The 13768-nt window shown below is 60.8% G+C and carries 12 protein-coding genes; 6 read left to right on the forward strand and 6 right to left on the reverse strand.

Annotated elements, in window-relative coordinates:
- Position 1 precedes the first annotated feature (1 nt).
- Together HWX44_RS08410 and HWX44_RS08415 are read left to right on the forward strand one after the other, a co-directional pair.
- A complete protein-coding gene (locus HWX44_RS08410; RefSeq protein WP_175974156.1) occupies positions 2-352 on the forward strand; it encodes a DMT family transporter in 351 nt (116 codons plus the stop codon).
- The gene (locus HWX44_RS08415; protein WP_158397285.1) at positions 349-657 is read left to right on the forward strand and encodes a DMT family transporter; all 309 of its coding nucleotides are present in this window, start codon (positions 349-351) and stop codon (positions 655-657) included. The genes HWX44_RS08410 and HWX44_RS08415 overlap by 4 nt, the downstream gene beginning before the upstream one ends.
- A 40-nt stretch (positions 658-697) precedes the next feature.
- On the opposite strand, the gene HWX44_RS08420 is transcribed toward HWX44_RS08415, so the two are convergent.
- Positions 698-1972: an HNH endonuclease signature motif containing protein gene (locus HWX44_RS08420; RefSeq protein ID WP_175974157.1), complete on the reverse strand. Its 1275-nt coding sequence runs from the start codon at positions 1970-1972 to the stop codon at positions 698-700.
- Between the two features lie 292 nt (positions 1973-2264).
- Here HWX44_RS08420 and HWX44_RS08425 point away from each other — a divergent pair, with 292 nt between their 5' ends.
- Both HWX44_RS08425 and HWX44_RS08430 read left to right on the forward strand, forming a co-directional pair.
- Positions 2265-2870 carry a hypothetical protein gene (locus tag HWX44_RS08425; protein ID WP_175974159.1) on the forward strand — a complete coding sequence of 202 codons (606 nt, stop codon included), beginning with the start codon at positions 2265-2267 and terminating at the stop codon, positions 2868-2870.
- Positions 2871-2970: 100 nt separating this feature from the next.
- Entirely contained in the window at positions 2971-3573 is a 603-nt protein-coding gene (locus HWX44_RS08430) for a hypothetical protein (RefSeq protein WP_046647030.1), read from the forward strand.
- Between the two features lies 1 nt (position 3574).
- Here the strand turns inward: HWX44_RS08430 and HWX44_RS08435 are convergent, their stop codons facing one another.
- The gene (locus tag HWX44_RS08435) at positions 3575-4417 is read right to left on the reverse strand and encodes a PrsW family intramembrane metalloprotease (protein WP_175974161.1); all 843 of its coding nucleotides are present in this window, start codon (positions 4415-4417) and stop codon (positions 3575-3577) included.
- Positions 4417-4908: a hypothetical protein gene (locus HWX44_RS08440; RefSeq protein ID WP_049156735.1), complete on the reverse strand. Its 492-nt coding sequence runs from the start codon at positions 4906-4908 to the stop codon at positions 4417-4419. The genes HWX44_RS08435 and HWX44_RS08440 overlap by 1 nt, the downstream gene beginning before the upstream one ends.
- Positions 4909-4950: 42 nt before the next feature.
- On the opposite strand from HWX44_RS08440, the gene HWX44_RS08445 reads away from it, so the two are divergent.
- Positions 4951-6867 carry a M13 family metallopeptidase gene (locus HWX44_RS08445; protein WP_175974163.1) on the forward strand — a complete coding sequence of 639 codons (1917 nt, stop codon included), beginning with the start codon at positions 4951-4953 and terminating at the stop codon, positions 6865-6867.
- 13 nt (positions 6868-6880) lie between these two features.
- Positions 6881-7690, forward strand: a complete 810-nt coding sequence (locus HWX44_RS08450) for an alpha/beta hydrolase (RefSeq protein WP_158397295.1) — start codon at positions 6881-6883, stop codon at positions 7688-7690.
- A gap of 2 nt (positions 7691-7692) precedes the next feature.
- On the opposite strand, the gene HWX44_RS08455 is transcribed toward HWX44_RS08450, so the two are convergent.
- Genes HWX44_RS08455 through HWX44_RS08465 form a run of 3 tightly spaced genes read right to left on the reverse strand, consistent with a single transcriptional unit; the run spans position 7693 to position 13761 of the window.
- A complete protein-coding gene (locus HWX44_RS08455; RefSeq protein ID WP_175974167.1) occupies positions 7693-10986 on the reverse strand; it encodes an arabinosyltransferase domain-containing protein in 3294 nt (1097 codons plus the stop codon).
- 31 nt (positions 10987-11017) lie between these two features.
- Positions 11018-12964: a galactan 5-O-arabinofuranosyltransferase gene (locus HWX44_RS08460; protein ID WP_070681592.1), complete on the reverse strand. Its 1947-nt coding sequence runs from the start codon at positions 12962-12964 to the stop codon at positions 11018-11020.
- A 38-nt stretch (positions 12965-13002) separates the two neighbouring features.
- Positions 13003-13761 (reverse strand): decaprenylphospho-beta-D-erythro-pentofuranosid-2-ulose 2-reductase, encoded by a 759-nt coding sequence (locus HWX44_RS08465; RefSeq protein ID WP_175974170.1) that lies wholly within the window; start codon positions 13759-13761, stop codon positions 13003-13005.
- Positions 13762-13768: the final 7 nt, after the last annotated feature.

Here is a 13768-nt window from a genome sequence, read left to right on the forward strand (position 1 = left end):
AGTGCGCGCTTGGCTCTTTTTGAGCATTGCCATCATCAGTGAGGTGGTGGCGACTTTATGCCTCAAGGCGGCGCTAGAGCACCCCGCGGTCTATGTCGTGGTGGTGGCGGGCTACGTCGTCGCTTTTTCCGCCCTGCACCAAGTGTTGCGCTGCGGCATGCACGTGGGTGCGGCCTATGGCATCTGGGGCGCAACCGGCGTGGTGCTTACCGCAGGGTTGTCCGCGTACCTCTTTGGCGAACAGCTCACGCCGCTCATGTTGGTGGGCATGGGGTGCATCATCGCCGGCGTGGTCTGCGTTGAAATGGGCGGCAGGGCACCGAAGACCACGCTCGTGGAGGTGAATCCTTGATCTGGTTATCCCTTGCCATCCTCATCGAAGTCGCCGGTACATTGGGCCTGCGTATGCTGGCCGTTCATGGGCAGAAGGCGTGGGTAGCGTGGGTCGTCGTGGCCTATGTGTCCTCCTATGTTTTCTTGTCGTTGGCTCTCCGTCAGGGCATACCGCTAGGTGTGGCCTATGGAATCTGGACTGCCTGTGGCGTGGCGCTTACTGCTCTTTTATCCTTCATGCTTTTCCGTGAGCCTTTCACTTGGCTTAAGGGCTTAGGGATCGCGTTGATCATTGGCGGAGTGCTCCTAGTCGACATGGGGTAGAAGGGCTCTCCCATTCGTCGTTGTAAACGACGAATCCTTCCTAGAAGGGGATTTCCTCACCACCCTCAGATTTCTTGTTCTTCGCCTTTTCTGTTTGGCGTGCGGCTTCTCGTTGTTCTTTGTCTAGCTCGGCTTTAAGCTCCTGAGCCTCGCGATGCTTCCTGGTGCGATATCCTTCAATATCTTGTGCAATGGTCCGTGCCCAGCGCTTGCGCTTAGGAGCCAGTGGCCCGGAAGGCTCTGTGATTGCCCAAGTTCCGTCCTCAAAAAGCCAGACCACATCCCCGGTATCCGGGTCCAAGATATAAAAGGCCCGTCCATCGGTTTTCATATTGTGGTGGTGCTGGCACAACGCCACCATGTTGTCCGGATGCGTTGGCCCACCATCGGCGTAGTTAATCCGGTGGTCTAACTGACACAACCACGCCGGCATTCCGCAACCAGCGGCACGGCAGGTGCCATCGCGGCCTTCAACGTATTTGCGAACCATCGTGGCTGGTCCGTAGCTCTTAGAGGCCTCCGGCTTGGTGCTCAAATCTCTCACCGTTGTGGATTGAGCCGGGATGTCTCCCACTTGCCAGCCATGTCCTTCTACGTACACCGGGGCGTCCTCTACATCGTCGGCTTTATATGTGTGGAGCACTACTCGGGCAGCTTCTGGCTCCACCTTTCCGGTAGTGAGGAGGATCAGCGCTTCCGCCATGGACACCTTATGCTTTTCGGCTGCTGCCTTAATTGCTTCATGGATGATGATTCCGACGCTGCTGTCTACCTCGAGTTCTAGGGTGGCGCGCTGGGCGCGGGTCATCATGGAGTACCGATTCTTTGGGCGCTTATCCTCCACGGCGATGGAGTCATCATGAACTTTGACGAGGTCGCGTATCCGGCGGCGAATCTGCGCGGTGGTGGGAAATACCTGATTCGGCTTAGTCGGGGTAAACCACCGAGCTAATGAGGCATCAATTGCGGCGACCACCTCCTTTGAAGGCTGGCCTAGTTTAGCCATCACCTGATCGATGGCAATCAAAGCCGCTAAATCCAGCAAATGGTTGGCATCTTGCAGAGCCTTTACTTGAGGAAGCTCGGTAAGGCGGTGAAGGCCCATGATAATGCGGGCTACCGCGCCAGCAGATTTACCGGTCTTTATCCCAAGGCGCATGCAAGCAGTATCGGCGTCCTCGTCAAGTGCGGGAAGAACGCTGGACCAGAATTCATAGTCTGCCTGGCGTACACCTTGACCTGCCACGCAGACTGGATCATTTGGATTGGAATGAGAAAAATAGGACGCATTAACAACATCTGTAGTGGAAGACACGAAACGCGCAACCCCCCTCTTTCTTTAGTGAATTACTGAGAGGATCCGAACCCCCCACTGTTCGAAACCCCTTTCGAAAACGAGTTTATGCCACACCCTCGACGATGTCTACCCCGGAAGAAAAGTTGTTAAAGGGGAGACAATTGAGATGACAGATGCTGGCGAGGTGTGGTTTCAGTCGGTCTCCCGCTCGATGTGGGCCGCGCGGAAGTCCCCTGGAGTGGGACGTATGTTTGGTTAATGCGCCCTCACTAGGGGTTGTTAAAATTGTGACTTGAGTTAATCTATGCACGTGCTGAAACCTACCCCGCTCATCGTTGGCCTTGCTCTTGCGGCTCTCACGGCGCCACCCGCCCATGCCCTGACGTTCGATCCTGAAAAGGTTCCACCACGCACCCAGATGACCGTGCGTTATGCCGACGGAAACTCAGTCTCTACCGGAAATGGCCATGAGTCCCGCGCCGCGCTATCCCTGGCCAAGCTATACCTTGGCATGTGGGTGCTGAAGTACGGCGCGCCGGAGGATCTCACGCGCTTCATCGGGGTGATTTCTGGCGATCCGGTTGCCGCGCCGATCACGAAGGGCATGGCGACGGCAGCGCCCACAGCGGCCGACGGTTACCGCCAGGGCTTTGGCACCGCACGAATCCCGGGCATCATCGGCACGAAATTTGGGTGGTCGGATGATCGCCAAGTTCACGCGAGTGCCTCTTTTGGTCCGGGTTATAGTGTGGCGGCTAATACCTATGGTTCCCCGGCGGATCTCACGACGGATGTTCTCGGTGCGGTGGAGGTTTCTCCGCAGGCGCCGAGCTTGCCGACGCCCCTCCAAGATGCGCGCGATAGGGCGTGTGCGGAACTGAAGCGCGCTGTGCCGAGCTCGTCGCAGGTGTGCTGACCAACCAGGAAATAAGCTAAGAAGTACCTTTGCGCTTGCTAAGAAATCAATATATTCTCGGCTGTCAACGAAGCAGTTGCTAGCCCGAAAGGTATTTCTGATGCGCAAGACGTTGTCCATTTTGACCATTGCTGTTGCAGCTTTGAGCGCTGCCCCAGCAGCGACTGCGAAGAGCGACCAAACCCGTTCGCTTATTTCCCCAGGCACGTGTGCCACCATTACCAAGTTGGCAAATGAAGGAAAGCCCGTTCCGGATCCGTCTATTCTGCGCGATGCCGATTCCGTTCCTTCTTACTTCCAGAGCGGGGTCCTTAAGTACAAGGTGGCGGATGATTTCCCCTACCGCGAGCAGCTCGATGCCGCGGTAGCTGAGTGGAACGACGCGCTCGACGGGAAGGCCTCGCTTAAGGAAGTAGCGCCGTCCGAGGCTGATGAAGACACCATCGCCATCATCTACAAGCCGGAACCGAACGGTTACGTCCAAGGTACGGCCTACCCGGACCATGGGATGCTCTTCATCAAGACCGCTAACGCTCAGTACCCAGAGGCGCTCCAAGGCACTATCGCCCACGAGCTCGGCCACATGATGGGCGCGGGTCACTCCTGCGCCCACGCGCTCATGGCCGGTGCGAACCAGAATCCCATTTCTTATCATGTGACTCCGCTCGATGCGGTGGCTGTCCTGCAAGGACAGTTCGACTAAGTCACCGCAGGCTGGCCGCGCCCGGCGAATGCGAATAGGTGTCGTCGGTCTTGGCCAGGCGGTGAGCGCGGATTCCCAGGTAGATGACCGTCGGGTACATGATGAGCGCCACGAGGACATACTGCGTGACGAGCTGCCAGGTTTCCTCCCACATGTAGTTCCACGCGAAATGGAGACAGAAGGAGAAAAACAGCGCGCCCACGCCAATGCCGAGGCGCCACCACCATGGTTTATGCGCGGCGTAGATAGCCCAGCCGATGCCAAAACCTGCGATGGCAGAGAAGCACATGTGCAGGCACGGGCCTGCAACAAGGCGCAGACCCCACATCTGGAGCATGCCGATCCAGTCTGAGGTCGGGTGCATCAGTGCACCCATCGCGGAGTACAGGCTGTTTTCCAGGACTTCGAAGCCCCAGCCCACGAGCGCACCGACGATGAAGCCGTGCCAAGGCCGGTTGAGCTGTCGGAAGCTGAGGAGGATGAAGACCACGCCGAGGGCCTTGGCAAATTCTTCCGGATAAGCACCGGCCCAGGACATCATGGATTCCTCCCAGCCCAGGCCCACGGAGAGGTCGGTCAGTGGGGAGGCTGACAGCAGCGCCAAGGTCACAGCAGCGCCGGCTCCCCAGAGCACGCTTGCCGACGCCCACCCTTTCCCCGGCTTTGCCCACATCGGACTGCGACTCCACAGGAACAGGCCCAGCGCTAAGAAGCCGACGCCGAGGATCAAGCTAACGAGGCCCGGCAGAGGAGCCACGAAGAAAATGCCGAGCAGATTAATCAGGGAAATCGGTAGGCAGAGACCAATGATGATCCACAAGGTAACGCGGAAGATTTTGCTCATCAGAAGGCCTCCATAAATTGTTGGGCAAGGTCGGTCGGGTCACCATTGGAGAAGACGATCTGATAGTTGAGATCGCCTTTAGCCACGCTGAAGGCGAAGACCGGAATAAAGCCATCCGTTTCAAGGGTGAGAATGCCTCCGGCATCTTTAACGTCTTCTTTCTTCGGCATGCCCTCGAAGCTGGTTGCGCGCACGGCGCGGCGCAAAGCGAGTGCATCGTCCTCGACGCCTTCGGTGACATAGGCCTCGACCAAGGTATCGCCGCAGTCCCAGGCCTGGTTGGCCATGGAATCATGATTTACGCTGCACGTAAGGCCCTCGATGGGTTGGCGCCACTCAGGGTCATCGAGCACCACTTCTTCCATTTCAGGTTCACGTTCCGGCAAGGCCAAGCTCAGCACAGCGGGCAGCCCAAGGACGAGCAAGGTTGCCCCGAGCACGGCGAAGAAAGGTCCCGTCATCTTCGCCGGAGGGAAACGATAAGAAGTCATGCACACCACACTAACGCGTGCTTCTGACATAGAGTGAAGTGCATGAAGGATCTGTATCAATTTGTTAATGGCCCATGGATTGAGTCCCACGTTATCCCCGATGATCGCGGTGTCGACGGCACCTTCCACGCGCTGCGCGACGAAGCCGAGGAACTCGTCCACGAGATCGTTAAGGAAGACGCTGGCCGTCCTGGGATCGTGTATTCCTCTCACATGGACGTTGAGGGAGTCAATGCTGCGGGGACGGCGCCGCTTTCCGACGATCTGGACAAGCTGGTTGCGGCTGATCCGGAGGAGCTGGCGCACAACCTGGGTGTTCTGGAGCGCGAGGGCGTTGGTGCCCCGGTGACCTTCTGGGTAGAAAAAGACTCCGGCTCCGAGGACGCGGTGGCCTACATTATTCAGTCTGGTTTAGGTCTGCCGGATGAGGCTTATTACCGCGAAGAAGCTCACGCGCAGACGCTCGCTGACTACGAGAAGCACGTTGCGGCGATGCTGGGATTCTTAGATCCCGCTCGCCTCTTCGGGCTGGGCGCGGAGGTTGCAGCTACCCGCATCGTGAACCTGGAGAAGGAAATTGCCGCAGGGCACTGGGATGTGGTGGCCTCCCGTGATGCGGTGAAGACGTATAACCCGGTGGACGTCGCCAAGCTGCCCAACATCACCCGCGCCATCCTGCAGGGTGGGGGACTGCCGGAGCACCGTGTGGTGGCCATGATGCCGTCCTACTTTGAGCACCTCGAGGGCCTGTTCACCGCCGGCCGTATGGCGGATTGGCAGCTGTGGGCTACGTGGCACATTCTGTTGTCGCGTGCCCCCTACCTCACCGAGGAGATCGGTAAGAAGAACTTCGAGTTCTATGGAACTAAGCTCTCGGGTGCTACTGAGCAGCGTGCACGTTGGAAGCGCGCCGTCGGGCTGGCGGAAAACATGGTGGGCCAGGAAATCGGCAAGGTCTTCGTGGACAAGCACTTCCCACCGTCCTCGAAGTCCGAGATGGATGAGCTGGTGGAATACCTTACCGCCGCCTACCGCGAGAGGATTTCGCAGCTGGAGTGGATGAACCCGGGTACCCGCGAGCGCGCGCTGGAAAAGCTCTCCCAGTTCAAGGCCAAGATTGGGTACCCGGATACGTGGCGCGACTACTCTGACCTGGAGTTTTCGCCGAAGGGTGCGGACTTGGTGGCCAATGTGCGCGCAGGCAACGCGTGGAACCACGATTATGAGTTGGCCAAGATTGGCAAGCCGGCGGACCGCGATGAATGGTTCTCCACCCCGCAGACGGTGAATGCTTTTTATAATCCGGTGGTCAATGACATCACCTTCCCGGCGGCTATTTTGCGCCCGCCGTTCTATAACCCAGAAGCTGATGCCGCGGAGAACTTCGGTGCTATCGGCGCGGTGATTGGCCACGAGATTGGGCATGGCTTTGATGATCAGGGCTCGCAGTATGATGGCCAGGGCAACCTCAACTCTTGGTGGACGGATGAGGACCGCGCGGCCTTCGAGAAGTTGACCGCGAAGCTGGTGGATCAGTTCCAAGGCCAGGTGCCCAAGGTACTGGAGGGCACTGATTCCGCAGGCGTCAACGGCAGCTTCACTCTGGGTGAGAACATCGGTGACCTGGGCGGATTGGGCATTGCCGTGGTGGCCTACAAGAACTACTGCGCCGACAAGGGCCTGGACATCAACGGTCAGGTCGCGCCCTTTGAGGCAGAAGGTGCTGAGCCTGAATTGGCAGAGCACGAGTACACCGGTCTGCAGCGCTTCTTCCTGGCGTGGGCGCGCGTGTGGCGTACTGCTATTCGTCCGGAGATGGCTACGCAGTACTTGGCTATTGACCCGCACTCGCCGGCGGAGTTCCGCTGCAACATCATCGCCGAGAACATTGACGAGTTCTACGAGGCTTTTGATGTCGAGGATGGATTGGTCCCAGAGGAGCGCGTCACCATCTGGTAGTACCCTTGGGTCCATGAGTGACTACCAACTAAGTCCGGAAAAACAGCTCGAGCAACTCTCCTCCTACATGGAGGTGCACTACCCGCTGCCGGACTTCCGCCCGCCGTGGGCAGGTGGAGGTTCGCCGGAGGCGGACCGCTACTGTGCGCTGCTGCCGGATCGCATCGTGCAGGCCTCGATGATGGTGCTGGGTTCCGCGGTGGATCACTCGCTGCCCGGTACTGCCTTCACGGCGGGGGTGCGTGTTGAGGATTCTGAGGTCGGAGCTATCTTTGTTCCCTCGGAACAGAATGGCCGCTGGGCAGTCTCGCTGCACTCCGGTGGTTGGTGGCGCGGTGACGGCAAGGCGCTAGAGATGCAGTGGCGGCCCGAAGTGGCTGCTGCGGCGCAGCTGTCGGGGACCACGATCATTGATGTGGATTATCCGTTGGCGCCCGAGCACACCGTGGCGGAGATGGTTCAGTCGGTTCAGGCGGCCGTCGATTATGCGCGCGAGCATGGGGCCAACCGCGTGACGGTGTGGGGATATTCCTCCGGTGGGGCGCTCGCAGCGCTGGTGCCTGCCGACGCCCTCCTCCTCACCTTCCCCGACTTCGGTGCGTTGGCCAAGCTGCCGGAGGAGATCCGCGGCGACTATGTTCTCGATGTTGAGAAGCTGCCGGGGCTGTATTCCGACATCTTGGTCCAGACCGCAGTACAGGACGAGATTGCTGAGCCCGTGGAGATTCCCGGTGCACAGACCGCGGAGTACGTGTCGATGCACCGTATCTCTACCCCGGCCGTGGCGCGCCAGCGGGTGCGTGACGCTGCCAAGTTCCTGTAGGGCTATTGCTCGCCCTCTGGGCGAATCTTCATCTCAGAGTTCTTCCACCAGCCGGAGCGCTGAATGATTTCTTGGTCGATCTTCGCCTCCAGCGGGGCCTCGCCTTGGGAGTTGGTGCGCAGCTCATACTTTTCAATGGAGCCCCAGTCGCGCGCCCAATCGTTGTTGAGGTAGCTCGGGATCTCATAGGAGTAGTTCACTGCTTCCGCGGTTGCCAGCGCGCCACCACCGGAGAAGGACTGGAAGTCCGTGAGGGAAGTTTGCGCGGCGGCGTCGGGAAGAATGCGGAACTGCGGAATTTCGGTTACCCCGGCGTAGTGGTCAAAGGTGCGCTGGCAGGGGAACTGCAGGGCGACGGACCAGTCAAGGAGTGCCGGGGTGGAGGAATCGAATTGCGAGTTGATGGTGGCAAGCTCCGGCACGCGCGGCGGGGTAAACGCCATCCAATCATCCTCATCGGTGGAGTCGTCTACCGCAACGAGGCGCACGACGTTGGCCTCCTCCGGGAGCTCGTCCAGAGCAATGCGGAGGTTGCGCCACTTGGGGGTAGCACCGACGTCGGAAAGCTCGGCCTCACCCTTGTTGGTGACCTTGCCGTCCTTGAGGGTGCCGTACTCCAGGGTGAGCTCGGTGCCCTCCTGCTCCACGCCGTTGACGTCGTGGTGGTAAATCTTGCCGGCGGCAGAAACCGAGAGGATGGGGGAGTTTTCTGAGGATTCCGGCAGGTTGTACCACTGCGTGGTGATGGTGGCGGTGGAGCGCTGCGACTCATCGTAGGAGCCCATGACCGGGACCTTCGTGTAATCCAGGTTGAAGGGCAGGTGCATCTCGGAGCCGTTGACGCCCAAGGTTCCGCGCACGCCGCCGGCGGAAGAGTCGGTGACCTCGGTGGCCTTCTCCTCGGTTTCGGTGAGCTCCTTTTGCTCATTGGAGGACGCAGAGGAATCACCGGTGGTGTTGGCAATGGCGCCTACCGACGCCGAGTTGAGGTTCTCCGGTTCAATATCCTCCTTGATCATGTTCGGGCCGAAGCCGAAATTGTCTTCCTCCGGATCCACCAGGGAGTCTTTGAGTTCGCCTGTAACCGGAGTGAGGAAAGCGTCGTTGGTGTTGGTTTCCACCAGCGTGGCATCCGCGAGCGAGCAGACATCGCCGCGTAGGGAGGCCAGGTTGCCCTTGCCCACGGAGTAAGAATCCGCCTGGGCCACGTAGCCCTTGGCAAAGGAGGCGCAGGAGAAGGCGACGATGAGGATGCAGGCCACTGCGATTGGTGCGGACATGGCGCCTGCCCAGCGGGACACCTCAGCCTTCCGGCTGTTGTGAGTAAGTGATTGGTAGAGGCCAATCGCCAGCACCACCATGCCGATGGCGAGCACCACGGTATTGGCCTCAATAGCCTTGAATTGCACCGTGCGGTCCCACCACGGGATGCCGAAGGAAGACACGTACCACCAGGCGTTCCAGCCGCCCAGGGAGATGGCCATGAGGAAAATCACCGCGGCGATGGAGAAGGTCCGGGCGCGCGGGGAGCGCATGGCGATCTGGGAAAGGACCACCGAGCCGAGCGCGGCGATAACGCCGGCGACACCGGCGTAGATGCCGAAGTGGTGCGTCCACTTCGTCGGCGTGAACATGAGGAAGAAGGCCGACAGCGCCATGATGGCTAGCAGGCGCTTGGTGGGATCTGCCTCCGCGCCCACGACGCGGTGGTCCTTAATGAAAGCGTAGATAATGAGCGCCAGGCAGAAGAGCATGGTGAACATGGCGAAGCGGCGCGTCAGGGAGCCATCCACGGAGGGCTCAAACAGCGTGGAGTAGCGCACGAACTCCGAGTACCACGGCAGGGACGGGCCGACCGCGGAACGAACGCGAGTGGACTCGAGCACGGACGCTAACGTTTGATCCCCGAAGGCGGCAACCATGACCGCAGTGCCGCAGGCCAGGAACGGGGCGATGAGGGCTGTCCAGCCGACCTGGGAAGCGCGCGTGCCCATGATGCGGAACAGCGCGGGCAGGCAGACCAGGAAGATGCCCACCGCGGTAAGGCCAGTGGGGCCTGCGGCCAGGGTAATGGCGGCGATGATGGTGCCCACGGCCGCTGGTAGGAGGCGCTGGTTGGAGATGGCGCGCTCAAAGGAGGCCCACGTCAGCATGACGCCGAGGGCCACGATGGGTTCCGGGCGGATGCCGTTGTTATACGGCAGCCAGAAAGCCAAGAACATGAAGGCCGCGGTCCAGTGCGCCAAGCGGCGCTCGTTGACGCGGGCACCGAAGCGCGGGAGCATCTCGCGCGACAACACGAACCAGATGATGAGCGCCGAGATGAGGGAGGGCAGGCGCACGATGATGGAGGCGCTGGAGAATTGCGCCAGCCATGCTACGAGGTCGTAGTAGGGAGCGCCGAACGGGGCCTCGGGGACGCCGTACCAGCGGTAGTAGTTCGCCATGTAGGTCGCGTGATCGGAAACGCGGCCCATGGTGAGGATGAAGCCATCATCGGAGGTGTTGGCGCCGAAGATATACCACCAGCCGAGTACGGCAGCCACGACGCCATCCAGCGGGCGGATCTGCTTCCAGGTCTCGGGCATGAAGCCGAAACGTTTGCCATCGAGGCGGTCAATTCGCCAGAGACAGATCAGGCTGATGACCACCATGGCCAAGCCCAGCCACATGGCGATGAGCTTGAGCGGTGTCGGGGAGGAGGTGAAGCGCGAGTTGATCTCGACGTGGATACGGAGGTCATCGCCCAGCTCTTTAAGGGCTTCCGGGGTGTCGTCGATTTCGGTGTAGACGCCGGTGACCTGCGGGCGCAGATCCTCATCGGAAGTTTTCTTGTGTTTGCCCAGGGTCACCGTGGTGCCGTCGCCGGTGGACTGGATGCGGAGGGTGGCGTCGTCAGGCAGCTTCGCCACTTGCTCGGCAGTGAGCGAGAAAATGACCTCATCGAGGCTGGTGACCGAGAGACCACCCTCGCCAGCACGGACAAACATGCCGCGGTTGGAGGCCTTCTTGGACTCCGGGGGCACGGTGCCGTAGAGCAGGTCCTGGCCATCGCGCAGCTTGTCGACGGCGCTCAGGGGGATCTCTGCATCAATTTCTTCCGGCGCCACCGAGATGAGCGGGGCGTTGATGGACTGCAGGGAGCCCTGCTGGGGCCAATCGAAGGAGGACTGGGTTTGGTTCACCGGCAGCAGCGGCGTGGCCACAAAGCAGAGGAACCCGATGAGTCCAGCGATGATGGCGGTGAGCCGCAGGGACTGCGGTGCACGTAATGAAGAGGTTTTCCGATCTGACACGGCGATCAGTGTACGTCACCGACGTGCCTTTTTAAGATCTGGCCGCGACGACGAAGGGGCCGATTTGTTTGACTTCCCAGCCCTTCTCAAAGACTTCCGGGTTGAAGAACACCGCGCGGTAGCGCACGTTGGGCTGGTTGGGGTAGATGTCCTCCGCCAAGTGAGTCTTGTAACCGTCACCGGGTTCTTCCATGTCGCCGCGGAAGATGAGAACGTCGGGCCCGCGCCACGGCGCGGACTCGAGGGACTGCGCGAACTCCTCCGGAGTCTGTTCCCAGGACTTCGAGGCCCACTCCTCGATTTGCAGGTTGCGGGTGCTGAACTCTCCCAGCGGGTTGGCGTAGTTGCTGGTGAAGGCGTTGAACCCGTAGTAGGGGTTATACGCCATGAAGAGCTTTTCATCCGTCAGGACAACTGTGTCGGTGGCGTCGTAGCCCTGGGAGTCGATGAACTCACGGATCTTGGCGTAGTTGGCGGAGGAATCGCTGGTGTAGCGGTCCGCGCGCTCACCGTAGCCGTCGGTATCGGTATAGGCGTGGTCCAGGGCGGTCACGTTCGTCGCCGGGATCTGCTGGGCATAGTAAATACCACCAAGGCCCATGATGATGGCGAATACCAAGGTTATGCGCTTGCTCGTGGTCTCGGTGAAGCGCGCCGGGTAGAGCGTGGGAAGGCCCATGAGGCGGACGTCGGCCAGCGCGAGAATGCCAGCAGTGGCGAAGAGCACCGCGACGATCAGCTCGAGGCGGAAGCCCAGCAGCGTGCTGCCGGCGAGGGTCATGACCATAGAAGCCAAGATCCACAGGTAGGTGCCGACGATCGCGGTGCCCATTGACCTGATGTCGGGCTCGTCGATGCGTAGGACGAGGTAGATCAAGCCGATGAGGCTGAGAATGCCGATGACGGACAAGGAGAGGAAGGGGGCCGGGATCTGGGTGCCCTCCTCCGGCAGGTAATGCTGCGCGGTGGATTCCAGCGGGGCGGTGGCATGCAGAACCGCGTGCAGGTATGGCGCCCAGGCGATCGCGGCGATGGCCAGAGAACCGGCCGCGATAGTAGCGAGGTGTATCAGGGGAGTCCATGTACGTTCGGCCACGCAGGTGACGAGCGCAATGAGGCTGACGATGGTCAATGCCACGGCACCGGTATAGAGCGTGTAGAAGCAGGCGGAAACCCCCAGGTAGATGGCAATTCCGGCGGTGGAGAACCAGGAAGAATTATGGAAAGCATGCGAGCACAGCACGGCCACGGCCGGCACGCCCATAGCGATGACCGCGGAATAGGGCTCCTCAGCGCCGATGGCCAACGTCACCGCTGTGGTGGTGAGGGCAATGGCGGTGGCAACCGGCAGGGAACCGGACAGCCGTTGCCACAGGGGAACCAGGATGCACCCGGATACGGCCAGGGAGATGAGGCTCCACGGTTGGTATACCTCCCAGCCGGGCATGTTGAGGAGGTTTGCGAGGCGCCCGCCCATCCAGAACCAGCCCAGTGGGTAGAAGGTGGGCAGGCCCTCGTAGTTCATGTCCGCATAGGAACCGGCTTCCGTGGCGCGGGTCAGGAATTGGGTGCGGAAAACCTGGTCTACCTGGACGCCGTCGAGCCACAGGCGGGAGGCCGAAAGGGGGAGGCCGATACTGGTCAGCGTGAGCAGCGCTGGGGAGATATAACACACAGCGGTGGTGAGCCACGACCGCCAGCGGGGGCGCGGGGAGGCGCCAATCACCCACCACACGCATAACGCGCCCACTAGGAGAACGGTGAGCGCAGTTCCCGCAGTGCTCAATGCGCGGGTCACCATCGACGTGCTGAACGCCGGAAGGGAGACCGTCTTGAAGGCGAAGAAACCAATGAGCGTGATAAGGCCGCCACCTACAGCGGCGGCGGCCATTCCCACGAGAGTGGCGCGACGCGTCAAGCGGTCGACGTTATATTCCACGGTGGGGGACATAGACGACGTGGCGGGAGACTCAGTCATGCACTTAGTCTCCCACACGCCGTGGACATAGCGGAACTTTAGAAAGGCAGCTTCCGGAAGATGGCCTGCGGGATGAACTTGAATCCCAAGGACACGTACTCAAAGAGCGGGTGCACGAAGATGGACTGCTTGCCGTCGAGCACTGCCTTGACGGTGGCCTTGGCCACGTCGGAGACGTTAACGGTCAGCGGTGCCTCGCCGGCCTCCGCCGACATCTTGGTGCGCACCTGACCCGGGCGAACCACCAGCACCTTGGCGCCGGAGCCGCGCAGGGCTTCGCCGAGGTTGATGAAGAAGCCGTCCACGCCGGCCTTGGAGGCGCCGTAGACGAAGTTGGAGCGGCGCACGCGCATGCCGGCGACAGACGAGAGCGCCACGATGGTGCCGTGGCCCTGCTGCTGGAACTTCTGGCCGAGTAAGACTCCGAGGGAGACCGGTGCGGTGAAGTTGGTCTGGGCCGAGGCAACTGCCTTAGCCTGGTCCTGCCAGAGTTCCTCCTGGTCACCGAGGGTGCCGAAGGCGATGATGGCGACGTCGACATCGCCACGTTCAAACGCGCGCTGGACGACGTCCGGGTGGCCCTCGAAGGCAGTCGCGTCAAAGTCCAGGACCTCGACGTCGCCACCGCGGGACTCGATGGTGGCGCGGGCCTCCGCGATACGCGGGGAGTCGGCACGAGCAGCCAAAGTGACCTTGGCCGGGCCGCGCTCGAGGAATTCCTCGACGATGCCGAGGCCGATCTCGGAGGTGCCGCCGAGAAGGAGGATGTGTTGTGCTTGGCCTACTGCATTCAGCATGAGGTTA

This window comes from Corynebacterium sp. Marseille-Q2823 (assembly GCF_903645345.1).
GTDB lineage: Bacteria > Actinomycetota > Actinomycetes > Mycobacteriales > Mycobacteriaceae > Corynebacterium > Corynebacterium hiratae.